Origin of the sequence: Bradyrhizobium altum (assembly GCF_020889705.1) — a bacterium.
In the GTDB taxonomy this organism is placed as follows: Bacteria; Pseudomonadota; Alphaproteobacteria; order Rhizobiales; family Xanthobacteraceae; genus Bradyrhizobium; species Bradyrhizobium altum.
This window is the reverse complement of record NZ_JACMYP010000141.1, coordinates 1-23,407: the sequence shown is the minus strand read 5'-3', so window position 1 is coordinate 23,407 and position 23,407 is coordinate 1. Positions and strand designations below refer to the sequence as shown.

Sequence of the window (23,407 nt, the reverse complement as noted above, 5' to 3'; positions counted from 1 at the left end):
TCGCCAGAAGTGGTGATAGCGAATGAGAGAAAGCCTCGCCTCGGCGGGGCCTTCCCGCCGACGGCGGGATTGGAACCCTCGCTGAAGCGGCAAGTTCATCATTGTCGTCGTCGCCACAGCAGTAAGTCCAATGCCGATCACGGTTCCTCCGAGCAAAGCCGATATTGCCGTTGTCCGGGTCGTCATACAACGCGGCCAGCCGGGCGTTTGGCATCGATCTTGACATGGGTGGCTGACGAGCATGTGGTCTGCGGCCTAGCGCTCAGTTGGTGATTATGGTGTAGGAGCAGACCACGGCGCAACGGCTGGGCGAGTGATCACCTCCTGGTCATAGCGGTCGCGGCGTCGTGCTACCACATTTTGCTCAAGTTGCTGTTCGATCAGGAACGGCCGGACCGACCGACGGTACGCGGGCCATCCGCAGGGCATTCCATTCTCAGGAAGGGCGGAGGACGCCTTCCCGCATGGGCATGCAGCTCAGGTTGGCGCGCTGCTCTCGGCGGCCAGCCGGCTTCCACGGTCGGAGCGCGGAGTGGGGAGCGCGCAGTGGTCTGGGCTCTCGGGATAGGGCCTACGTCAACGCGCGTCGTGCGCCTGGCGCATTGGGTGAGCGAGTTGCCGCAGGCGTGGCCATAGGAACTGCGGCCTGAGCGGCGAATCCGATTCGTTGCGGGATGAGGTGGGCGGGCCGCGTGAGCTACGAAAGAGCTGTTTCGAGCCATATGCTGCGCCCCTCCGTAAGCAACGCGGCCAGCATGGCAAATCGCAACGATTCGCTACCTAATCGTTTCTTATGCATGGAGCAACGGTTGGTAGGATTGCTGGGAACTGCATAGCCAAGAATACTGCATCGCCAAGAATGGAGCAGCCGCATGCTTGATCCCTCAGATTTGGAACTATCCCGCCGCCATTTGTTGATTGTCGGAGCAGCTACGCTCGCGGTGTCGTCTATCGCGCCACGCGCATCGTCGGCAGCCATCGATCCCGCGACCCCAACCGGAACACCCGTGATGACGAAAGTATCTTTTGACGTGAACGGGGAAACCCATCGGCTCGAACTCGATACCAGGACCACGCTGCTCGATGCCCTGCGCGAGCACCTGCATCTGACCGGGACCAAGAAGGGCTGTGACCACGGCCAATGCGGCGCGTGTACCGTGATCGTCGACGGCCGGCGGATCAATTCCTGCCTGACGCTTGCCGTGATGCATCAGGGTGACGAGATCACGACGATCGAGGGGCTCGGCACGCCGGACGCGCTGCATCCGCTGCAGGCGGCGTTCGTGGAACACGACGGTTATCAGTGCGGCTATTGCACGCCGGGGCAGATCTGCTCGGCGGTCGCCGTGCTTGCCGAGGTCAAGGCCGGCATCCCCAGCCATGTCACGGCCGATTTAAATGCGCCGGTGCGGTTGACCAACGCCGAACTCCGGGAGCGCATGAGTGGCAACATCTGCCGCTGCGGCGCCTATTCGAACATCGCCGAGGCGATCAGTGAGGTCGCCGGGAGGAGCGCATGAGATCATTCAGCTATGAGCGGGCCACCTCGCCGGGCGCGGCGGCCGCGGCCGCCGCCGGCACCGCCAATGCAAAATTCATCGCCGGCGGCACCAATCTGCTCGACCTGATGAAGCTCGAGATCGAGACGCCGGCCCATCTGATTGACGTCAACGGCCTCGCCCTCGACCGCATCGAGGAGACCGCCGAAGGCGGCTTGCGGATCGGCGCGCTGGTGCGCAACACCGATCTGGCCGCGGATGCGCGCGTACGGCGTGACTATGGCGTGCTGTCGCGCGCGCTGCTCGCCGGCGCCTCCGGCCAGTTGCGCAACAAGGCGACGACGGCGGGCAATCTCCTGCAGCGGACGCGCTGTCCTTATTTTTACGACACCAATCTGCCCTGTAACAAGCGCAAGCCCGGCAGCGGCTGCGCCGCGATCGGCGGCTTCAGCCGCCAGCATGCGGTGGTGGGCGCGAGCGAGGCCTGTATCGCGACCCATCCGAGCGACATGGCGGTGGCGATGCGCGCGCTCGACGCTGTGATCGAGACGGTGCGGCCTGACGGCGGCACGCGCAGCATTCCGATCGCCGACTTGCATCGGCTGCCCGGTGACAACCCGGAGATCGAAACCGTTCTGCAGCCGGGTGAACTTATCACCGCGGTGGCGCTGCCAAAGCCCGTCGGCGGGACGCAGGCCTATCGCAAGGTTCGCGACCGCGCCTCTTATGCCTTTGCACTGGTCTCGGTTGCCGCGATCGTGCAGCCCGACGGCACCGGCCGCGTCGCGCTCGGCGGCGTGGCGCACAAGCCGTGGCGGATTGAGGCGGCGGAAGCGGAATTGCCGCGTGGCGTCAAGGCCGTCGCGGCGCGGCTGTTCGCAGATGCGAAGTCGACCAGGGACAATGCCTACAAGCTGCCGCTCGCCGAGCGAACACTGGCGGCAGTGCTTCGCGAGGCCAGAACTTGAGATGAGGACTTAAGACCATGCGTTTTGAACATCCCGCGACCTTCAATCCGATCGACCAGCTCAAGGTGATCGGTCATCCGACCAACCGGATCGAGGGGCCGCTCAAGACCACCGGGACCGCGCCTTATGCCTATGAGCGGCACGACGTCGTGGCGAACCAGGCCTATGGCTATGTGGTCGGCTCGGCGATCGGCAAAGGCCGGATCGGTTCGATCGATCTTGAAGCCGCGAAGGCTGCGCCCGGCGTGCTCGCAATCGTCACGGCAGACAATGCCGGCAAGCTCGGCAAGGGCGAGCGCAACGCGGCGCCGCTACTCGGCGGGCCCGAGATCGCGCATTATCACCAGGCCGTCGCCGTCGTCGTCGCCGGGACGTTCGAGCAGGCGCGTGCCGCGGCACAGCTCATCCGGATCGATTACGCAAAGGGCGATGGCAAATTCGATCTCGCCGCCGAACGCGACAATGCGAGCACGCCGGATCCGAAGATCGGTGGCCCTGCCGATACGGCCGTCGGTGATTTCGCCGCTGTCTTCGCGGCCGCGCCCGTGCAACTCGACGCCACCTACACCACACCCGATCAGTGCCACGCGATGATGGAGCCCCACGCCTCGACCGCGGCCTGGGATGGCGACAAGCTCACGGTGTGGACCTCCAACCAGATGATTGCCTGGGGCGCGGAGGATATGGCGAAGACGCTTGGCATTCCGAAGGAGAATGTCCGTCTGGTGTCGCCCTATATCGGCGGCGGCTTCGGCGGCAAGCTGTTCCTGCGCGCCGACGTGCTGCTCGCCGCGCTCGGTGCCCGGGCGGCAGGCCGCCCGGTCAAGGTGGCGCTGCAACGTCCCCTGATGTTCAACAACACCACGCACCGCCCGGCGACGATCCAGCGCATCCGCATCGGCGCCGAGCGCGACGGCAGGATCACCGCGATCGGTCACGAAAGCTGGTCCGGCAATCTCAGCGAGGGCGAGCCCGATATGGCGGTGAGCCAGACGCGGCTGCTTTACGCCGGCGCCAACCGGATGACGGCGACGCGGCTGGCGGCGCTTGATCTGCCCGAGGGCAATGCAATGCGTGCGCCCGGCGAGGCTTCGGGCATGATGGCGCTCGAAATCGCAATCGACGAGCTCGCCGACAGGCTCGGCATCGATCCGGTCGCGCTGCGCATCACCAATGACACCCAGGTCGATCCGGAACATCCAGAGCGGCACTTCTCGCAGCGGCAGCTCGTGCAGTGCCTGAGCGATGGCGCCGCGCGCTTCGGCTGGGACAGGCGCAACCCGAAACCCGGGCAGCTCCGCGACGGACGCTGGCTGCTCGGCATGGGCGTCGCCGCGGCGTTCCGCAACAATCTCCTGACGAAATCCGCGGCACGCGTTCGTCTCGACCAGCTTGGAACAGTGACGGTCGAGACCGACATGACCGACATCGGCACCGGCTCCTACACCATCATCGCGCAGACCGCGGCCGAGATGATGGGCGTGCCGCTGGAGAAGGTTGCCGTGCGGCTCGGCGATTCCGACTTTCCGGTGTCCTGCGGCTCAGGCGGGCAGTGGGGCGGCAACAATTCTACCGCAGGCGTCTATGCAGCCTGCACTAAACTGCGCGAGACGATCGCCCAGAAGCTCGGCTTCAATTCCGAACAGGCGGTGTTTGCCGACGGCACGGTCAGCTCCGGCAATCGCAGCGTGCCGCTGGCGCATGCGGCCGGCGACGGCGATCTCGTGGCGGAGGATGCCATCGAGTATGGCGACCTCGCCAAGACCTATCAGCAATCGACCTTCGGCGCGCATTTCGTCGAGGTCGGCGTCGACGCCGACACGGCGGAAATCCGGGTGCGGCGGATGCTTGCGGTCTGTGCGGCAGGCCGCATCCTCAACCCGAAGGCGGCGCGCAGCCAGGTGATCGGCGCCATGACCATGGGCGTGGGGGCCGCGCTGATGGAGGATTTGGTGGTCGACAAGCGTCACGGCCTGTTCGTCAATCACGACCTCGCCGGATACGAGGTGCCGGTCCATGCCGACATTCCGCATCAGGATATGGTGTTCCTCGACGAGACCGATCCTATCTCGTCGCCGATGAAGGCCAAGGGCGTCGCCGAGCTCGGCATCTGCGGCGTGGCCGCCGCGGTCGCCAATGCGGTGCACAACGCCACGGGCGTCCGCGTGCGGGAGTACCCGATTACACTCGACAAGCTGCTCGACACGTTGGAAATCGACTGAGCACCTCTTTGTCGATCAGCCGACCGTCATGATCGCGAAAGATCGTCCAAAGCAATATTCAACGGTCGTCTGGAGTCGAAGTCTCTCTCGAGCAATCGACATGATTCCCAGCATGGCCATGAGGTTCGGGCCGCTCAAGCAACTACGTCCGGGTCAGAAAGTCCATCAATCCGAGCCAGAGAAGGATGCCCAGCCAAACTAGCCCTGCGCCGGCAAACAAGCGCGTCAGACCGCTTCGGTGCCGCAACCCCATGAAGATGCCAACAACAAGTCCGGCCTTGATGATTCCGATCCCGAGCGCTACGAGTGCGTTCGCCGCTCCAAGCGGCACATAGGCCATCGTCACGGTCAGTGCGAGCACGCCCAGCAGGCCGAGCCATGCGGCAATGAGCGGAAACGACGGGCGCAATTGCGTCATGAGATTGACCTTCCCGGCAGATAGATCAGCGCGAACAAGAAGATCCATACCATATCGACGAAATGCCAGTACAGTGCCACGATGTGGAGTGCCGCACGGTGCCGTGTTGAGGGGACATTGCGGCACAGCAGCGCGAGAATCGCCAACAGACTGATTCCGATGATCATGTGGAGCGCGTGAATTGCCGTCGCGATGAAGTAGTAGATGAAGAATAGCTGGACGCCGTTGGCGAGGTCGCCCTTGAACCGGAAATCGATGCCCGGCACAAGGTGCTCCTCGTACTCCCCATGATACTCGATGCCCTTCAGCACGATAAAGGCGAGCCCGAGGCAAATCGCGCCGACGAGAAGTGCTGCCGTCAACTTCCGCGCCTCCGCGGAGAAGATTTCGACAGCCCAGGCGACCAGGAAACTGGAGGTGAGCAGGATCGCGGTATTGGCCGTTCCGATCACGACCTCGGTGTGACGGCTGCCGGTCGCAAAGCCCTGCGGATAAGCGTGCCGATAGACGAAATAGGCAAGCAGAAGGCCGCCGAACAGCATCACCTCGGTCGCGATGAAGACCACATGCCGAGCTCGGCGGTCTCGTCGCGATGGCTGACAGAAGAGAATTGCGGGGCGAAGGCGGGGTTGTCAGGCATTCTGCGGCCGGCATGATCCAGACCGGACCTGTGACGCTGCGATCGCCAATCCGGACCTCGACGTGATCGCCGTTGGCGACCGAGATCCGTTTCGCCAGATCAGGGACGATGGCGACGACGTTACTCCAGGTGACCGTTGTCAACGGCTTCGGCAGTTCCTGCAGGATGCCCGGTGCATGCGACGCACAGCCCCGAAGGGCTCAACCAGATGGTCTACAACCGCTGCATCGGCACAAGGACCTGCTCGAGCTACTGTCCCTACAAGATGCGGCGCTTCAATTTCTTCGACTACCGGGCGCCAGCCGATTCTCCGACACAGGCTGCGCACAATCCGGACGTGACCGTGCGCTCGCGCGGCGTGATGGAGAAGTGCACCTATTGCGTTCAACGTATCGAGGCGGCCCATGTCACCGCTGACAAGGAAAGCCGTCCGCTGCGCGACGGCGAGGTCGTGACTGCCTGTCAGCAGGCTTGTCCGACCAAGGCGATCGTGTTCGGCGACATCAAGGATCCCAATTCCGAGGTGGCGCGGTTGAAGCGGGATGGCCGGCACTACGTCCTGCTGGAGGAACTCGGGACACGGCCCCGCACCACCTATCTGGCGCGCTGGCGGGATGACGGCTCGGGGAGCGGGCAGGGATGAGCGATCACTCCGAGATCCTGCCCAGACGCCAGAGCATGGGCGGCATCGCCGACCAGCTCACCGGCATTCCGCTGTATTTCCCGGCGAAACGCCGCTGGGTGATCGCGATGACTTTCGCGAGCGCGTTGCTTCTGCTGCTGATGATCTCGGTGGTCGAACTGTTCACGCGCGGCGTCGGAATCTGGGGCATCAACATCCCGGTCAATTGGGCGTTCGCGATCCACAATTGCGTCTGGTGGCTCGGCATCGGCCATGCTGGCACGCTGATCTCGGCGTTGCTGCTCCTGACCGGCAGCGAATGGCGCAACTCGCTCAATCTTTTCGCCGAGACGATGACGCTGTTCGCGGTCGTTTGCGCCGGCATCTACCCGATCCTGCACCTCGGTCGACCCTGGTACGTCTACTGGATGTTTCCCTATCCCGCGACGATGGGCGTCTGGCCGCAGTTTCGTAGCCCGCTGGAATGGGACATTTGGGCAGTGCTGACCTATCTGACGGTCTCCCTGGTGTTCTGGTACACCGGGCTGATCCCGGACCTCGCGGCCGCGCGCGACCGCGCAACCGGACGCCGCTGGCAGATCTTATTGCGCAGCGCGATCTATTTTGGCTCTGGATCGGGCTCGCGACGTGGCTCCGCCAGGCGTGGCGTGACAATGCCGCCATGGTGCGTGCGGCGTCAGCCGGATTGGTGATCTACGCGCTGACCGTATCGCTCACCGGTATCGACTGGATGGAATCGCTCGAGCCCAACTTTCATTCCCCGATCTACGGCTTTCTTTTCCTCAGCTTTACGCTGCTCAGCGGCCTCGCGTTTATGCTCGGCATCAGCCTGCTATCCGGACGCCGCATCGGCCGCAGTGCCGGTTACAGCGGACTGCTGCTCTCGCTCATCCTGCTATGGGCCTACCTTCACGCCATGCAGTACATCGTGATCTGGTCGGGCAACATCCCGGTATCAGGCGCGATCCGAGCAGGAGTGGCAATATCCGCTTGCCGGGCTCGCGCTTGGACAGTTCGTGCTGCCGTTCTTCGCGCTGCTGAGCGTGAAGGTTCGATCGAGCCCGCGCGCTCTTGACGCTCTGTGGACTGACCTTACTGATGCGCTGGTGCGAGGCAGCGATTCTGATCCTGCCGGCGATCCACTATGTCGCACCATTGACCTCGGCTCTGATGCTCCTTGCCGCGGTGCTCTTCGTTGGATCGTTGCTGTGGCTCGCTTTTGACCGGGCGTTGGCGAATCACGGCCGCCTCTTTAGCCGGGCTTGGGCGAGGCGTCCCGCCGGATCAAAAGTCCCACCAGCGCGATGAGCGAGACCATTGTAATCACGCTGCCACCGGCCAGCATCCGCCACACCGCATAGCTCGCGACCGGGTGCAACGATCTTCAATGGATGTTCGGCGCGATCAGTTCCAGCGAGAGCTGCTCTCCCGCTTGACGGGCAATGACCATAGGCACTGCTGAGGCCCGTCGCGGATGTCGGAGGAACGCTTCGCCGCTATCCGGTTTGTTTCTGATCCTAGGCCTTTTGGGGGACCAGACGGAAGGAGGAAGCTATGCGGATATCGACTCTCACTGCGCTGGTTGCAGTTGCCGCCTTTGGCTATCCGGCGGCTGCTCAACAAGCGAGCCCCGGGCAGAACCTGCAGAGCGAGGCCGACAAGGGCGCGAAAACCCAAAACTCGGGCGCTTCGGGCTATGTCGGCGATCAGGAAAGGCCCGGCGCCGCTGCTCATCCGCCGGGCGAGCCCGGGGTCACCACAGGCGCAAGCTCGACGACGGCGCCGAGCGCACAAAACTCCGGAACGGGCATCAGCGGTTCACCCGGCAACAAGAACGGAGCCGCCGCCCAAAAGGGCACGGTCGGTTCAAGTCAGCAAAACCTCTCGGTGCAGGAGCAGGATCCCTCGAACATCAAGGGTCTTCCGGGCGGCAAGAGCGGAGCAGCCACCAAGCAATCACCCCGTTAGGGTTGCGTCGAAAGATCAGTTCCAGGATAGAGCCGCGCGCCGCTGCAATTGTCGCGGCGGCGTCTCTATGGAGGAGGTCGACGCTCCTTGAGATCAATGAACATCCCGTAGAACATCATCCCGGCAACCTTTCGCGGTGTTCGGGTAGCTCAGCCAAGGTCATTTTCCAGCGCTGCCGTCATGATCTTTGGCGCGCGAGATGCGGCGCCGCAGTGCCGGGCTCCGTCAGCCATGCGGCCGGTGGTCCTTATCGGGAAAGCATGCGTCCAGGTGCCCTTCGGTTGGATTTTGACCAGGACGGCCCAGTATTGCCGCCTGGACTGCAGGCGGTTGAGGGCTCCACTCGACAATCGGTCACTGATCGCCTCCACGACGGCTTCAATTCTGAACTTCAGTGCCGTGCCTTTGCTCCTCGGCGGCGAGAATTCGGCGCTGCGCGTATCGGGCGGGCGAGCGCCGAAGGGGCGCTTGCCCGTGTCCCCATTCTTCACTTTGCAGGATTCGAGCAGTTCAATCCGGACACCATCCAAAGGGTCGACGCACACCTAGACTGGCGCGACGAGCGTGCCGGCATCAAGCATACCTTCTCCTGCACGATGCGACGGGCCAGCGAAATGCCGTGGCTGGAGCGGATCATTCAGGTGGGACAGCGTGGCTTGGCGGCTCGCGGGCCGGCGATTTTCCAGATGCCCGCGCTTGGGGCGCAGCCCTTTGCAGCGCAGCATCGGTTCGGCGGCACGGCGTGCCACCGATCATTGAAACAAATCTCTTCGGGTAGCTGCTGTATCATCACGCTTGACTGCGGTGGTCTTGATCCAGGTGTGATCCCCGTGGTTCTCGCGCCGCAACCGGGCGAGCTCGACATCGTCGAGCTGCTGCATGGCATCGGAAAGCGTGCGCAGATTGTTGGCTTCGAAAAACCCTCTTTCACATTTGCCAGGAGCAGGGGAACCCGGATCGGCAGTGGCGCCGGGACTCTCCGAGCCGGATGGCACGGCAATCTGTGCCTGATCGAGTCGCGCTTTCTTCGAAAATGCATCTTGAATCTGACCAACCGGTAGGCGTCGGTCACGACTTCGAATCCAATTCTTTCCGGACGGCAGCTGCCCAACGCCCGCTTCACCAATCGCAACGGCAAGGAACGCTGAGTAATATCCTCGACTCATCCGCCGGAGCGCGGCGATCGCGGTCTGAATTGTGCAGATCTCAGGATGTGTTAGTTGCCCTCGTTACTGTTACGTGGAACCCAGAACGCAGACTTGGATTAATCTACGGCGCAGCCACACCGTCATTGCTGGCTGCTCTGCTTCAGGCCTAAGCCTGTGCGGACCGCGCCTATAGGGAGGTGCAAATGGCAGAACCCACAGAACATACAGAAGAAGAATTACGAACGTACGCTCATCAGCTCTGGGAGAAGGCTGGACGGCCCGAAGGCCGCGATAAGGAATTTTGGGATTTGGCCGAACAAGAATTGCGGAATAAGGACAAATCCTCGCCCATCCGAACGCCAGACAATCTGTAAGTGGATAGGGCGCCGGATGGCGCCGGATCTGTGGGAACGTTGCGGTGAATGCCGAAGCGCTAAGGCTCTTGTTGCCTTGGTGGTAGCTACCCGGGGCGTCGCAATTCTAGCACCCGAAACGGTTCCAGTGCAGGTGACAACCGACATGGTCGCATCTTGCCGAATTTCATGCAGTGCACCCGCGTCGTCGCGGTAGGCCGAATCTTCTCAAAGTCGCGCCGCGCAATCGGGCCCGGTCCGCGTCTTAGGCCGTCAAGTGATTGAACGTTACCGGCGCGACGTACTCCGCGAAACTCTTCACAGCGGTATTTTCTTGCGGACAAAGGTTCTTCGGCGCCTTAACCTGGACGCGACCCGGCGCATGGAGCGTTCCAGGGACGATCCGCCGCCACAGCGCCGTATTCAGAATCGCTCCGGCAACGCCGTGAGTTAGGCCTTGTCCTGAATCGCCATCACGACATGGACATTCTTGCCGCCCGGATCTTGTCCGATGAAGCCAGCGCGTTCGATGGTATCGAGCACCTTGTCCGATCGGCGATGAGTCGCCTGGCCAATTCCCGAGATCAGGTTGCGCGCCCAAGCCTCGAAATGCCTGAAGCTCGTTCCGCATCGTCGCCTCTCCGCTCTTGTGAGCCTCGCAGCCGATGTGCGCGTAATCGATACGGTCCGGCCAGGCCGCAGGCGCGCAACGTGATAACGGCTCTTCGGTGTCCCAGTGCATTGCTGCGGGTAGGGCGCCGCGTTCAATGCGGGGCCCGTTGCATCGCATGGAGCACCGCGACGACACACGGCGAACACTCGCGGGGTCACAGGGCACGCCCCGATGATCGCGAACAGGACCTAGCGACGAGCCCGAGCACGGTCTGGGGCAATGCCGTCGGGACGGTCTGTTCGGGCGGTGAGGCTTGTAGATCTGCCCCCCAGGATAGCCCGCCGGTGTCAACCTGCGCGCTTTTCGCTTTTGCTGGGAACGAAAGTACGGCTTGAGCGGTAGGCTTGTCGAGGGCGGGCAACCGGAGCGCCCAAATGAACGAGATACCCAGCCAAACTGCCGAGCCGGCGATCATCACCGTCGGCGAATTGAAGGCCGAGCTGAACCGATTGCCGGATCACGCCGCGGTCACGTTTCGATGTCCGCTCAAGGAGCAGGAGTTTAGATTTTATCGCTTTCAGAGACCATCGCCGCATGTGATTGAAATAGAGCTCAACCAGTATCCAGAAACCCCACCAGTCGTGCCATCGTGATCGGAGTCAGATGTGCCTGCTGATCAAGAATTCCTGCTCTATCCGCCTAGACACGGGCGAGGACCCGCCACGTCCGTTCTGCGGCCAGCTCATGCTGCTCGCGTCTGGCGAGACACGGGATGGCAAGCCCGACCTTCTTACCTTCCGATGTAGTCAATGTGGCCGGTCTGAAAAGTTAATTTGTGAGGAATGATCGCAATCGAGTCTCTCGCGATCGAGCCCGGCGACAACGACTTCATAGGCACTGGCGCTTCAGGAAACGCCGGGCCCAGCCTCTGTGATCCCTTCGAGCAACGCATGAATTGTTCGCCCCCAACATCGATAGCGGCAAAAAGCAGAAGTTCGTTGAGCTGATCGAGATGTTCTGCGATGTCACGGGATTGGAGAAAAGCCGCACACGGCCGCCGCGCCACAAGATCATCGGGACCGCGCCTGGAAGCGGGCCAGTTCCAACGGCGCGTCGTCGAAAGTAGCAGATCGTGGACGACGGCTTTAGCGTCGACATCGTCGATGACAATGACGCGTCAAGCCGGACGACGCGACCCGTCAGGTCGCGCCCGGCAAAGCAGCTCAAGCTCAATCAAGAAGCAGATCGTGACTCTGGGCAGCAATCGGTCGATCCCGCGGAAGATGACAAGCTAAAGGCAAGCTTACGATTTGCCGCGGCTGCAAGTAGCAGGGGCCACTTCGGCTGCGTTTGTTAACTGGCGACGGGGCAGGCGCCGCGTTCGGGTGCTCGCGCCGCAATTGCGCAGAGGCTGACCTGACGTGGGGGTATGCTCGGACGCCAACTAGCCGGGCCGGCTGTCACCCGTCGCGACCGGCGCGGATCAGAGCAACCTCTGCGGTTCTGAAATTGGGCCCTATCGCCTCCGTTTTTTCCCACGTCGGGGATGTTCTTTAGCAGGCGCTCAAATTGTCAGTCGGTCCGTGGCATCGACTACTGTGTGCTGAGCGACACCCCGAGGATATGCGCCTTGGCAGCTGTGGCTCCAGGAGTGCGATTCAGCGTCTTTGCAATTTTTGTGACACCAGCCTTTTGTTTGGCGAGTGACTTCAGCGTCTTCACATCATCCTTCGTCCATTCGCGACGAACGTTCATTTTCTTTTTAACCAAAGCATCATTCCTTCATCCGCTTTCGTGGCGGCCTTTTAGCATGCGACAAAGGCAATTCAAGCGACCACCGAGGTTTTCAGATGATCGGTCTCCATAAATCCTCCGCCGAACCCAACCCAAGTGACAATCGAGTGCATAGCTCGTTGGGATTCAACGATACTGGCACCGAACGGCGATCGCCAAAAGTCGATGACGAGCGCGCTGAGGCTGAACCAGAAGACGAAATTGGCGTTCTCGTGTCCGACACGACGAAAACTCCAGGACTATCGGCACTTGGGTCAATCTTGGTCATTCGCTGCCATGGCGCGGAGCTCGCTACAACTACACTCCGCGCCCGACTTGTGTTGCGCCTGGACATAATGTGTTGAGCGATACGCTCCCGCTAAGCCAAATCCTTTTGACTGATCGCGGACGTCTCGTTTTTCTGTGAGAATTATGTTTGGCACAGCGATTTCAATACTCGTTCTTTTGGCTGTCGATTGCGCTTGTGCGAAACGACGCCACCCCTTCATGGCGCTGCTCCTGCTGTTGTTGGGCGGAAGCGCTAACCGGGCGATTCATCACCGATAAAACCCAGCGAATAGATACGTCCGATCGAACTTCCACTCGAATGTCACGCGACCGATTGGTGGAATGGGCTATCGGGTGATGGTCTTGCCAAGCGCAGGGTAGTCCCCTAGCTCAGATCTTCTCCGCAGCACCGGCGCGGTCAAATACTGGCGTCTTTTCGATATCGCTGGATCCATTGCCGGACGGCGTATCCTCGGTAGCGTGCCGCAACGACTCGGTGCTGGCGTCTAGTCCATCAACGGTTTCGTTTGCCTGACTGCCGGAGTCGTGCGGGTGAGCGGGAACGTGTCCGGCACCGGAACCCGTAACGGGGTCCATTACGCTCGACCGACGTGGCGTCCGATTTTTCCGTGCCATCGAAATCTCCTGACGATTCAACTCTTTCGCTCGCTGCAGGTTCCTCCCAGCACGCTGGTGACAGGTGTTCCGGAAAATACAAGCCGGCATTTTCGCCATCGTTCGCTGTCGCTCTCCCGGTCATCATGTTGACGGAGGGTGCATGGCGGATATCTTGTTGGTTCGCAACGCCACCAGATGGCTGCGCTTGAAGATGACCGTGAGCTCTCGAGCAATCCTTGCAGCGCATGGACCGTTCCAGCTCATAAACCGGCGTCCATTTTGATCGCCTGACGATATCGAGCGCAACTGTCTGGTGCGTTTCGCATCCAAGGCACTTCACTTCGAGGCAGCCACTAGCCGGCGTGAGGGCTTCATCGAGAGCGGGGATGGCTGAGCGGGTCCTTGGAAACTGAGCATGCGGGCATTCCATGCCTGGCAGGCGACGGGCCTGACTGCACGACTGTTTAATCGGAGCGGCCTCGTCACGGCTGCTCGCGCAAGCGAACCGGCTCTGCTCTTGTCGAGAAAAAGCAGACTTACCAGTATGGCCACCGAAGCCGCTTTTCGCATTTGCGTTGCCGCAAACTGTTCTCTTCGGGCTGACCCGAAAACAACTGCGTCATAAAGTTGTGCAGAGGCGGGATCTCGAAGGTTCGACTGTATCGCTGCACACTCCTTCGCGATGCTTGCTGGCTCGTGGTCAGCTGAAGCTGGCCACGAGACTCGGGCAAACGCGATTTCGACTTCACCAACTCCTTGATCCCTTCGGCCGACGATGACGGTAAAGCGCACCGGCAACAAAACTCAGGGCGGCAAGTGCCCAGACCGAGCGGTTCATTGCAATGCCCAGAATGAAAGCGGTAGCGTACCGCAACCTAAGCGGACGGGAAGCTCGGTCCGGACCGGCCGCAGTCGTGATTTTACGGTGGAGAATGCCGGACGAAGTATCACCCTTGCTCAGTCAGATGTTTCAGAAAAGCTTCGCAGGCATTCGCCGCCTCAGCGAACGTCTTGAATGGTGATCCGCCCACCCTCACGGCGGGCCTGTGCAAATCTATGGGTCCCCATGACGCGACGAAGCCCGGTGGCCCGTGGAGACCTGGGCCCCTGCGGCTCTCGTTGCTAATCACGAACGAATAGCCACAATCGCTCGCGCTCCAGATCTCCAGATCGACTGTCGCACGGCGGAAGTGCAGGGCCATTTCACCCTCCACTGACAGGCCAAAGTCCTCTGCGGTTTTCCAGATGGACGATTCAACCTGCTTTTGTACGGTTGGCCGTTTCAGCCTCGCGCGCCAGCCGTTCTGCTTTCAGGCGTTCTCGATTATCATCCGGCGCTTTTTGCGCTTTGGCGTAATCGGTCAAAGCTCCTTTCGCTTCGGCCTGCCTGAAAACCTTGCGGACTTCGCGTTCCGCTGCTGTGGGGGCCCGCCGTTCTCGGCCACTGATCATCATTGACCTCCATTTTGGGCTTACGAGTCAACGCTCAGAGCTCGCTTTCGATCCTATTCAGCTTGAGGGACCACGAACTTAAGGCTGCGATCATTTTCGGTTTCTGTCGCGGAGCACCTTCTGAAATTCCTCGGGCCCTTTGATGAGCTTGCGCTTGCGGCTGGCTTGATCGACTGGGCTGACTGTGGGCTCGGTCACCTGGCGTGGTTGCGCGAGCAGCGCGCCAAGCTCTCCAGGAACAACGATACGACGAAGGCGATCAATTACTGCCTCAGCCGCTGGGATGCATTTAGCCGCTTCCTCGATCGGACGGCTTTGCATGTCGAACAATGCCGCCGAGCGCGAACTACGGGCGGTCGCTCTGGATAGAAGAAATTGGACCTTCGCCGGCTCCAATGAAGGCGGCCGGCGTGCGGCTGCGATCTACACCCTCATCGCCACCGCCAAGCTCAATGACTTCGACCCTCGGGCTTGGCTTGCCGATGTGCTGGCGCGCTACCGGATCACCCTGCCAAGGGCATCGACGAACTGCTGCCTTGGAAGTGGCAGCCTCAAAGCGCTGCTCACGCCGCTTAAGGGCGATACTGTCGAGACCCCCGATAAGGTCTCCTACGGACTGGCTTTTGGACAGCCCGCGATGCACACTCCCAGCCGCGAGCGACGAAAGGACGAGCGATGGCGTTGGGACCGGGCAAATATGACGAGCTATGCCGCGAGATCCGCGAGAAGGTCGGCCTCGGTGGCGGGGAAATCCCGCAAAGCGGCGGCGTGCTGCTGATCGTGATGGGCGGCGAGCACGGCAACGGTTTCTCGTGTCAGGCCGACATGGATACGACCCTTGCGCTCCCGGATCTGTTGGAGCGCGTGGCTCGCCAGATCCGGGAGACGGGTCCGTTCATTCCTAACCGAAGTAGTAAACCGCGATGAGCAAGAGAGGGCCAAAGCCCCGAGCAACTAGTAGACGACGCGATCCGACAATGCCGACACCTTCAGGCTGCGGAGTTCGGTGTCCCCGCCAAGCCGCTTAAGCGCGATCAGCCTTCCGCCAAAAAACGGGTTTGCGCTGGGCCCGCGCCGGATGCGTACTGAAAAAGCGAGCGCGTTGATTGATACAGAAATTGCGCCCTAACCCTGCGGCAAGATTCACTTCGGTTATTTCCGGAACCCAACTTTGCCAGAATCCCCAACCGTATGGGCAGGTGATTTTCATTTCCAATTTTTTTAGCCCTAGCTAGGACGGCCGCTGACTTCGACAACCAGCGGTTCGGCAATGAATCTGGGCTCCAGCCAGTCCTCTCGCTGGGGCCTTTTTGGGAATAAGGGGCGACCGGCGCGGTTGAAGTCTCGCTTTGAGCGGGATGAGCCTTCGGCCTCAGCGCTCTCCGCGGGCGCTGGGGCCGTTTCTTTCTGCCTAGCGAAAAAGGTTCACAAGCTCAGCCTTCGCCGAATTGCACTTTACCATCTCCGCCACGGCCGACGCGTTTCCACTCGGTGCAACTGTAGATTCCCGACCAATGATGAACAGGCTTGCCGCATCCAGGGCAGCTAAAAAGGCCCGACCTGTTCACAGGAGCATCGCCCCATTCCTGAAGGGCAGAATAAAGATTGCCGCAGTCGCGGCATGAAAAGTAGCCGATCATTAATTTTCCTAACTCCAAAGCACTGTTTGAAACGCGAATAATCGGTCGCAGGTTGCGAGGGCGCAACAACCTGCTATAGTCGTAAGTTGAAATTTTAATCAGTGGTTGTAGAACGGCTCGCGCCAGGCAGCTATTCTGCCGCCCGGATCTGAACGTGAGGGGATTGCTCCGGAAAGCGCACGAAGCCGAACGCGCGATTTGCGAGCATTTAGCTGTGAAGCCGGGTCTTCAGTTAGCGCGGTAGCCGCGCTGACAGTCAAAACACTATCGAAGCGCGATGCACAAAGACGCAATCATCGACGAATTAAAGCAGATCGAACTCGCTGTTGTTGAAGGCGAGAGACGGCTTGGGGAACAAGCGTCGCTAATGGTTTGCTGAGAACGGCTCTGACGGCCTCGCTTTCGAGTAGGAGGGGTGCAGTTGGTTCTACCTACGGGAAAAGCTGATCTCATCACTCATGATTGCCATCGGCCTCGCGCTGGTGCTGGTTGGGCTTAGGCTTTCTACGACCACTTACACTGCTCCGTCCTTTTGTTTATCCGAAGGCCACATCGCCTAGGAACCTCGGCGCTGACAGCAGGTTGTCTGCCACCCGTGTCCTGAATCGAGGTCACTGTAGAAAGCATGATCATCGTAAAATTCGACTTTCGCCGCGGCGATCGAGCAAATGCGGCATTACACGATAGGACGAGTTCGTGTAGCCAACGGGCGTCGCCTGCATCCCTGGAATGCGTCCGGCTGACTCGGACAGGAATGCCGCGTCGAAAGTGTGGAGTGGAGCGAGCGGCCGGAAGTCCGTTCGAAGCGCGTTGGTCGGCTTTTACGGGGAGGATCCAGAACGGATCCTCACGGATCGTCGGCGCCAAAGCCGTTTGGACAAGTGAGAAACCAGCACATGCAAGACTATCCAAAGCCGCCCTTTCCGAACCAGCGCCAGTCCATGCCGGGCTCGACTGCCAAGATGAATCCGCGCCCGGACCACGGCGAGACCAGCTACAGAGGCTCGGGGCGGCTTCACGGCAAGCGCGCCATCATCACGGGCGGTGACAGCGGTATCGGCAGAGCGGTCGCGATTGCGTTCGCCCGAGAAGGCGCAGACATCCTGATTGCCTATCTCAACGAAACGGACGATGCCAAGGAAGTCGCCGCTCTCATCGAAAAGGACGGGCGCAAAGGCCTGTTGGTCGAGGGCGACCTGCGGACGGCCGATCACTGCCGGGCCGTTGTCGACCGGGCTGTGAGGGATCTCGGCGGCGTCGACATCCTCGTCAACAACGCCGCGCACCAAGCGACCTTCGCAGATATCGGGGATATCAGCGACGAGGAGTGGCGCATGACTTTCGAGGTGAACATCCATGCGATGTTCTTTCTCGCCAAGGCCGCGGTTCCACACATGAAGCCTGGCGGCGCCATCATCAATACGGCCTCGGTAAACTCCGACATGCCGAACCCAATCCTGCTCGCCTACGCGACGACGAAGGGCGCGATCCAGAACTTTACCGGGGGCTTGGCGCAGATGCTCGCCCCGAAGGGCATCCGGGTAAATGCCGTAGCCCCCGGACCCATATGGACGCCGCTCATACCGTCGACCATGCCCGAGGACGCCGTGAAGAACTTCGGCAAGCAGGTGCCGCTCAGGCGAGCCGGCCAGCCGGCGGAGCTCGCCACGGCCTACGTGATGCTCGCGGATCCTCTGTCCAGCTACACTTCGGGCACGACCGTCGCGGTCACCGGGGGTAAACCGTTCATCTGAGGCATGGCCGGCATCAAGCATCCCGTGACGCCAGACGGACGCTATTTCGTCGTGAAAGGAAAGCTTTGGCGCCTCAGCAATCCCGCTCTGGAGCCGGGGGAGAAGGCGCGCCTTGTGAAGGCTCTCATGTATGCGCGACGGGCGGTCAAAGCGGCCAAGGGCGCCGGAGATCGCGACGCCGAGCTAGAAGCTCATCGCAGCGTGGACGATGCGAAGCGCGGTCTTGGCGAGCGTGGGCCCGTCTGGTGGGACGACGGCGCTCCTGACTTGAATCGCCACGACGTCAAGGACACCCCGTATGCCGATTGGTACTCAAGGGTGAGGCGGGGCTCTTGACCCGCCCAATTATGCCTCGGGCTTTAATGCTCGAAGCCTCTTGTGAAGAAAGGCGAGAACCATGATCTCGTCCGAGGTCAGCTTGGCATACTGCCGCTTGAACTTCTGACTGATCTTCGCATCGAGCATGTTGACGAGATCGCCGGACATGTAGGCGCTCAGGATCTCCGGGTGCACGTAGCTTTTGCGGCAGATGGCCGGCGTATTGCCGAGCTGCTTTGCCACCCTTTCGATAGCCGCGACGACGTTGCGCTTCGCTTCGGCCTCGCTGTCGTACTTCCTGAACCCCGATAGAGCGAGCGCCGCCAGGACCGTAGCAGCCCACGTCCGAACGTCCTTGGCCGTGAAATCCTGCTTTGTGACCTCCTTGATATATGCGTTCACTTCGCCGGAATCGACCGTGCGCGCCTCGCCATCGTCATCGAGGTATTTGAACAGCTCGTGTCCCGGAATCTCCGCGCAACGCTTCGCGATGTTGGCGATCCGCCTGTCCTCGACCTGCAGCTTCCATTGCTTGCCTGATTTTCCTGTGAAGTCGAAGCGCAGCATGCCATGCCCGATCTCTACGTGCCTGTGCCGCATCGTCGTGAGGCCGTATGACTTGTTCTTCTCTGCATATTCCGCGTTGCCAACCCGGATGAGCGTTTTCTCCAAAAGGCTTACGATCGTGGCCAGCACCTTATCTCGCGGAAGACCTTCGAGTGTCATGTCCGACGCCACGCGGGCGCGCACCGCAGGAAGGGCCGCGGCAAATTGCATCACGTGCTCGTACTTATTCTGCTCCCGCAGCTCGCGCCACTTCGGGTGGTACCGGTATTGCTTGCGGCGGCGCGCATCGAGACCGGTCGCCTGGATGTGCCCGTTCGCCGAGGGGCAGATCCAGACACCTGGCGGAATGCCGATGGACTTGATGCGCCGGATCACCGCGGCATCCGTAATGCGCTTGCCTTCCTTCGTAGTAGCTGAACGAGGTGCCGGCGCGCTTGCGTCGATAACCGGGAGCGGCGTCGCTTACGTACCGCAGGCCTTCCTCCGCGATGGTCGAGGCGACGTCGGGGTGGTCCCGTACGTCATCGTCCTTGCTGCCCTGCCGGAGCATTTTATTCCTTTGGATCCCGACAAATCGGATGCCAGGAAAATAAGGGCAGATGCACCAAATGGTTCCATCTGCGCTGCGCGCGCGATGGAATGGCTATTGCAAGGTGCGAGCCCGCTCGCGGACAACGTCTCTGGCCCGTTTGTCGTGCCTGAGACCGAGATAGACGGGCTGGCGCAATTCGCCCTTGCTCGTCCACTCCGCAAACTTCACTTCGGCGACCAGCGACGGCCGGACCCAAGTCGCCACCCCTTCGTCTTTGACTCTGGCGGGGAAGGGCGATTTCGCGGTCTTCAGCTTCGTCAGCCTGCCGTGAAGTTCTTCCAAAATCTTGTGGCTGAAACCGGTCCCCACATGGCCGATGTACCGCCATCCGCCGTCCTCACGCACGGCGAGAACGAGAGCCCCGAAGCACGGCCTGGTGCGCTTCGGCGCCGTGAAGCCTGCAATCACGACCTCCTGCCGCTGCATGGTCTTGACTTTCAGCCAGTCGGCGGTCCGGCTTCCGGACGCGTACTGGCTGTCGACGCCCTTGGCCATGATTCCTTCGAGGCGCTTGCGTTCGGCCTCGGCGAAGAACTTCCTTCCGTTGCCTTTGCGGTGGTTGCTGAACGCGATCAGCTTATGCCGAGGCAGGATGGCCTTGAGCCGTGTCTTGCGCTCGAGAAGCGGAAGCGTGCGCAGGTCCTTGCCATCGGCGAACATGAGGTCGAACGCGCAATAGAGCAGCTTGGCTTCGTGGCGCAGCGCGTTCTGCAGCAAGCGAAAGTGCGAAACGCCATCTTCGCCGACCGCGACGAGTTCGCCGTCGATTACGGCATCGGCCTTCGCGCCTTCGAGCGCTCGCGCGATCTCGATGTAGCTTTGCTGATGATCTTGCCGTTGCGGCCGTACAAAGCGACCTTGCCACGGCGGATCTCGCAAACCATGCGAAAGCCGTCGTACTTGTCCTCGAACACCCAGTTGGGATCGTCGAAGGGGGCATCCGTGAGCGTCGCCAGCATGGGCTGCAGACGCTTGGGCAGGGTCGACTTTCGGCTCATTTCGAAGCCGATCGCGGATGGATAGATGGCTCGTCCGGTTGGTCGGTACACCCGGACGACGAGGTCGTCCTATGCAGCTCCCCATCCCCACGGGGGCCGATCCAGCCTCCGACGTACCTCAAGGTGCCCCTCCGAACCCAAACGCATCCGTCCCAGAGCTTGGCGAACCAGGGAATCGTAAGAAGCTTGGGCTTCACGATCACGAAGAGCCGCTCGACGACCAGCAGGCTGAACGCATAGCAGGCGGCGATCATCGCCGTGCCGGTGACCCAGTGACCGTTGCCTGCCACGGCTACCGCGGCGAGCTTCAGCGGCTCGACGGTCGCCGTTGGCAGCACCAGCAGGAGCAGCGAAGGGTAGGCCCCGAGTCCTTCGATCGATCGTCTCAAGCTCATGCGGACGGGCTCCTCGCCTGGAGAACGACGGCGGACCACCGCTTGTTCCCACTGGCGGAACGTTCGGCGCTTAATCCGTTTAATGCGTGCAGCCAGGAGAGGAAACGCGCGCACCCACGATGGCAAGCGCGGCATTGGAGGATCTTACTCGCCGTATACGAGGCCGCCCAGCAGAGCAATTTGCTTGCCGACTGGCGGAAGAGAGCGCGCGAGGGCTGGATCGAGGGAACGGACCGGATCGCGCTTCTGCCGATCTCCGCCGAAAGCATGAAGCAATGGTGGCGCGGCAATCCATCAGATCCGAAGGCGGCCACCGCGTGGCTGAGGACGCTCAAAGCTGGCAACGTCTCCGACCTGTGTCGCACGTTCGATGACCAGTTCGCTTACCGCCTATCCCGGCCGTCCTTCTCTCTGCGAACGCTATTCGCGCTGCTGCGCAGCGGGCGATCGGTCTTGAGGCGCTTTCTCGAGAATCGCGACCGCATCTTCGGAGATGCTAGGGAAGGGCCGATGGAAGATGATCGATGTGACCCGGGCGACTGTGAACGGCGCTGGCCGCGTTCGGCGAAGTAGCCCCGGTGGGTCTCCACTATTTTGCGGCCGGCGTGCCGAATGCACCGAGCTCCGCGATCATCACCACCGCGTTCGCGATGATCCAGTAAGGCCCGCTCGGGAAGTCGAGCGGGCCTTTCGCATAGCGCCTTTTAGCTCAGTGCATGTGGACCAACAGGTAGCCGGCGCCACCGACGACGATGACGGCAGGGACGACCCACAGCAGAAGTACGGGCATGATCTTCCCAATTGCTAAGGTTCGGGAGGCTTACGCCGTCTCCGCAAAGCCCTATTGTTCGGTGCAAACCTTGGTGGTCTTTACCGCGGACTCGGCTTCGGTTTTGGTCTTGTAGACACCGTCGCCCACGACCGTCGTGGTGGTGGTCGTCGGCTTGGTGTCGACCACGGTGCACTTCTTCGTGGATGCGTCGCGGACGATGTAGAACTCGGCGGCGCTGGCAGCCTGGGTGCCGAGAACAAGCGCGGTGAGAGCGCCGCATACGATCAGCTTCTTCATAATTTCCTCCTCCAGGGGATGTTGATAGCGCGTCCCAACGGCGGATTCGAGGGAAGTGCCACTCTTTCCCGACGTGCTCCCGGATGGGCAGGCTCCAGCACGGATATGAGCGCTGGTCGCAGCAACGGCCGTTGCCGACTTATCCCGAATTGGAACTAGCCGCGTCACGCAATGTTGTTGGCCACCACGTTCAAGGAGTTCAGATGAACACCCGTTTTTTGCTGGCCACCACCGCCGCGGTTGCATCGCGACATCGGCTTTCGCGCAGTCTTCCCCGAACACTTCAAGCTCGAACTCGCCGGCCGCGCAGCGCCAGCAGGATTCCACATCGACGACGACACCGTCCTCCTCGGGCACGACCCCGCCCTCGTCGGCCACCCCGTCTTCGGGGGCCGGTCAGAGCAACACCACATCAACCAATTCGGCTCAAACTCAGCCGCTGGCTTCGACAGGCCAAAGCGCCACGGGCCAATCGTCCAATTCCGCCACTGACGCCGCCGCCCCGGCGCCGGCCTCGGGCAACTCGCCTAGCCAGGCGCAGACCAACCAGCCGTCTAACCAGACCAATCCGCCGTCAAACCAGGCGCAAACCAACGCGCCTTCGACTGGTCAGAGCCAGAGCGCAAATCCGCCGGCCCCGAACAACAGCAATCATGCCCAATCGCCGCCCAGTGGCGGCTCGACCAATACGGCCCAACAGCCGAACGGCCAGCGGGACACGGCCGACCGCTCGTCGAACACCAGCGTGAATGCGGCGGTCAACATCAACGAACAGCAGCGTACCCGCATCAGCACGTCAATCTCGCACCTCAACGTCCAGCGGCTGACCAGCGTGAACTTCCCGCTGTCGGTCGGCACGGCCGTACCTCGGGACGTGCGCCTGCAGCCGCTGCCGGCAGACGTCGTCGAGATCGTCCCGCAATATCGCGGCTACGACTTCGTCCTGGTGAAGGACGAGATCTTGATCGTGGAGCCCTCCAGCTCCAAGATCGTTGCCGTCATGCCGTATTCGGGCCGCGCGACCGCGGCGGCGCCGGCGCGCTCCGAGCAGCGCAAGATGACCTTCAGCGATCGCGATCGCGAAGTGATTCGGAAGCACGCCAAGGCGCGCCCAGTCGAGCGCGAGCGGCGTACCACCGGCAGCACCGTCCGCACCGAAATCCGTACCGGCGAGCGCGTGCCGGAAGACGTGGAGATCGAAGCATTCCCCGACGAGGTCTACCGAGATGCGCCTACATTGCGCGAATATCGGTACATCAATCGCGATAACCACACCTACATCGTCGAACCGCACGAACGTCGTGTCATCGAAGAGATCGACTGACGTCGTCAGGAAGGAGAAACGACGACCATTGTAATGGGAATACTTGCCGCCAGCGGGTGGGATCGGCTGCGACCGCCGCTCCGCTTAGCTCTGCCGCCGTCGGCTGGCCTGAATTCCGGAGTCGACCAGCTAGCACTACTTTGGCAG

At 61.5% G+C, this 23,407-nt stretch carries 22 protein-coding genes and 4 pseudogenes; 16 read left to right on the top strand and 10 right to left on the bottom strand.

Annotated features, from left to right (window positions below):
• The first annotated feature begins 872 nt into the window (after positions 1-872).
• The 3 genes from paoA to paoC are packed head-to-tail and all read left to right on the top strand — an operon-like array spanning position 873 to position 4,689.
• Entirely contained in the window at positions 873-1,520 is a 648-nt protein-coding gene (paoA, locus tag H8B02_RS28805; protein WP_229169343.1) for an aldehyde dehydrogenase iron-sulfur subunit PaoA, read from the top strand.
• Positions 1,517-2,467: an FAD binding domain-containing protein gene (locus H8B02_RS28800; protein WP_229169342.1), complete on the top strand. Its 951-nt coding sequence runs from the start codon at positions 1,517-1,519 to the stop codon at positions 2,465-2,467. Before paoA ends, H8B02_RS28800 begins: the two co-directional genes overlap by 4 nt.
• Before the next feature lie 17 nt (positions 2,468-2,484).
• Positions 2,485-4,689, top strand: a complete 2,205-nt coding sequence (gene paoC, locus H8B02_RS28795; protein ID WP_229169341.1) for an aldehyde oxidoreductase molybdenum-binding subunit PaoC — start codon at positions 2,485-2,487, stop codon at positions 4,687-4,689.
• 142 nt (positions 4,690-4,831) lie between these two features.
• Here paoC and H8B02_RS28790 read toward each other — a convergent pair whose 3' ends face one another.
• Together H8B02_RS28790 and H8B02_RS28785 are read right to left on the bottom strand one after the other, a co-directional pair.
• Positions 4,832-5,107, bottom strand: a complete 276-nt coding sequence (locus H8B02_RS28790; RefSeq protein ID WP_229169340.1) for a cytochrome C oxidase subunit IV family protein — start codon at positions 5,105-5,107, stop codon at positions 4,832-4,834.
• Complete coding sequence (locus H8B02_RS28785) at positions 5,104-5,673, bottom strand: cytochrome c oxidase subunit 3 (protein WP_229169339.1); 570 nt, start codon at positions 5,671-5,673, stop codon at positions 5,104-5,106. Before H8B02_RS28785 ends, H8B02_RS28790 begins: the two co-directional genes overlap by 4 nt.
• Before the next feature lie 237 nt (positions 5,674-5,910).
• Between H8B02_RS28785 and H8B02_RS28780 the strand changes: the two are divergent.
• The 7 genes and pseudogenes from H8B02_RS28780 to H8B02_RS28750 all read left to right on the top strand — a co-directional run.
• Positions 5,911-6,390, top strand: a pseudogene (locus H8B02_RS28780) (4Fe-4S dicluster domain-containing protein); the annotation flags it as partial.
• The gene (locus tag H8B02_RS28775) at positions 6,387-7,082 is read left to right on the top strand and encodes a polysulfide reductase NrfD family protein (protein ID WP_229169338.1); all 696 of its coding nucleotides are present in this window, start codon (positions 6,387-6,389) and stop codon (positions 7,080-7,082) included. The pseudogene H8B02_RS28780 and the gene H8B02_RS28775, both read left to right, overlap by 4 nt.
• On the top strand, positions 7,079-7,465 hold the full coding sequence (locus tag H8B02_RS28770) for a hypothetical protein (RefSeq protein ID WP_229169337.1): 387 nt from the start codon (positions 7,079-7,081) through the stop codon (positions 7,463-7,465). The genes H8B02_RS28775 and H8B02_RS28770 overlap by 4 nt, the downstream gene beginning before the upstream one ends.
• A gap of 479 nt (positions 7,466-7,944) precedes the next feature.
• Positions 7,945-8,358, top strand: coding sequence for a hypothetical protein (locus tag H8B02_RS49070; protein ID WP_376711719.1), 414 nt, complete (start codon positions 7,945-7,947; stop codon positions 8,356-8,358).
• A 281-nt stretch (positions 8,359-8,639) separates the two neighbouring features.
• Positions 8,640-9,419: an arginase family protein gene (locus H8B02_RS28760; RefSeq protein WP_229169336.1), complete on the top strand. Its 780-nt coding sequence runs from the start codon at positions 8,640-8,642 to the stop codon at positions 9,417-9,419.
• 290 nt (positions 9,420-9,709) lie between these two features.
• On the top strand, positions 9,710-9,880 hold the full coding sequence (locus tag H8B02_RS28755) for a DUF2934 domain-containing protein (protein WP_229169335.1): 171 nt from the start codon (positions 9,710-9,712) through the stop codon (positions 9,878-9,880).
• A gap of 1,026 nt (positions 9,881-10,906) precedes the next feature.
• Positions 10,907-11,125, top strand: coding sequence for a hypothetical protein (locus H8B02_RS28750; protein ID WP_229169334.1), 219 nt, complete (start codon positions 10,907-10,909; stop codon positions 11,123-11,125).
• A 940-nt stretch (positions 11,126-12,065) separates the two neighbouring features.
• Here H8B02_RS28750 and H8B02_RS28745 read toward each other — a convergent pair.
• From H8B02_RS28745 to H8B02_RS28730, 4 genes and pseudogenes are all read right to left on the bottom strand, one after another.
• Complete coding sequence (locus H8B02_RS28745) at positions 12,066-12,242, bottom strand: hypothetical protein (protein WP_229169333.1); 177 nt, start codon at positions 12,240-12,242, stop codon at positions 12,066-12,068.
• A gap of 681 nt (positions 12,243-12,923) precedes the next feature.
• On the bottom strand, positions 12,924-13,169 hold the full coding sequence (locus H8B02_RS28740) for a hypothetical protein (RefSeq protein ID WP_229169332.1): 246 nt from the start codon (positions 13,167-13,169) through the stop codon (positions 12,924-12,926).
• 123 nt (positions 13,170-13,292) lie between these two features.
• A pseudogene (locus H8B02_RS28735) lies at positions 13,293-13,721 on the bottom strand (hypothetical protein).
• Positions 13,722-14,405: 684 nt separating this feature from the next.
• Positions 14,406-14,603, bottom strand: a complete 198-nt coding sequence (locus tag H8B02_RS28730; RefSeq protein WP_229169331.1) for a hypothetical protein — start codon at positions 14,601-14,603, stop codon at positions 14,406-14,408.
• 204 nt (positions 14,604-14,807) lie between these two features.
• Between H8B02_RS28730 and H8B02_RS28725 the strand changes: the two are divergent.
• The 4 genes and pseudogenes from H8B02_RS28725 to H8B02_RS28710 form a co-directional block, all read left to right on the top strand.
• Positions 14,808-15,179, top strand: a pseudogene (locus H8B02_RS28725) (IS66 family transposase); the annotation flags it as partial.
• Positions 15,180-15,278: 99 nt separating this feature from the next.
• Complete coding sequence (locus H8B02_RS28720; protein ID WP_229169330.1) at positions 15,279-15,530, top strand: hypothetical protein; 252 nt, start codon at positions 15,279-15,281, stop codon at positions 15,528-15,530.
• A gap of 1,609 nt (positions 15,531-17,139) precedes the next feature.
• Positions 17,140-17,997: a glucose 1-dehydrogenase gene (locus tag H8B02_RS28715; RefSeq protein WP_229169329.1), complete on the top strand. Its 858-nt coding sequence runs from the start codon at positions 17,140-17,142 to the stop codon at positions 17,995-17,997.
• 3 nt (positions 17,998-18,000) lie between these two features.
• The gene (locus H8B02_RS28710; protein ID WP_233287801.1) at positions 18,001-18,333 is read left to right on the top strand and encodes a hypothetical protein; all 333 of its coding nucleotides are present in this window, start codon (positions 18,001-18,003) and stop codon (positions 18,331-18,333) included.
• 9 nt (positions 18,334-18,342) lie between these two features.
• Here the strand turns inward: H8B02_RS28710 and H8B02_RS28705 are convergent, their stop codons facing one another.
• The 3 genes and pseudogenes from H8B02_RS28705 to H8B02_RS28695 all read right to left on the bottom strand — a co-directional run bounded on the left by H8B02_RS28705 (position 18,343) and on the right by H8B02_RS28695 (position 20,867).
• Positions 18,343-19,257: a DNA topoisomerase IB gene (locus H8B02_RS28705; protein ID WP_229169328.1), complete on the bottom strand. Its 915-nt coding sequence runs from the start codon at positions 19,255-19,257 to the stop codon at positions 18,343-18,345.
• A 268-nt stretch (positions 19,258-19,525) separates the two neighbouring features.
• Positions 19,526-20,472, bottom strand: a pseudogene (gene ligD, locus H8B02_RS28700) (non-homologous end-joining DNA ligase).
• Complete coding sequence (locus H8B02_RS28695) at positions 20,469-20,867, bottom strand: hypothetical protein (protein WP_229169327.1); 399 nt, start codon at positions 20,865-20,867, stop codon at positions 20,469-20,471. Before H8B02_RS28695 ends, ligD begins: the two are co-directional and overlap by 4 nt.
• Positions 20,868-21,047: 180 nt before the next feature.
• On the opposite strand from H8B02_RS28695, the gene H8B02_RS28690 reads away from it, so the two are divergent.
• Positions 21,048-21,440 (top strand): hypothetical protein, encoded by a 393-nt coding sequence (locus H8B02_RS28690; RefSeq protein ID WP_229169326.1) that lies wholly within the window; start codon positions 21,048-21,050, stop codon positions 21,438-21,440.
• Between the two features lie 268 nt (positions 21,441-21,708).
• Here H8B02_RS28690 and H8B02_RS28685 read toward each other — a convergent pair whose 3' ends face one another.
• Positions 21,709-21,936: a hypothetical protein gene (locus H8B02_RS28685; protein WP_229169325.1), complete on the bottom strand. Its 228-nt coding sequence runs from the start codon at positions 21,934-21,936 to the stop codon at positions 21,709-21,711.
• Positions 21,937-22,681: 745 nt separating this feature from the next.
• On the opposite strand from H8B02_RS28685, the gene H8B02_RS48635 reads away from it, so the two are divergent.
• Positions 22,682-23,260, top strand: coding sequence for a DUF1236 domain-containing protein (locus tag H8B02_RS48635; protein ID WP_312001309.1), 579 nt, complete (start codon positions 22,682-22,684; stop codon positions 23,258-23,260).
• Positions 23,261-23,407 lie beyond the last annotated feature (147 nt).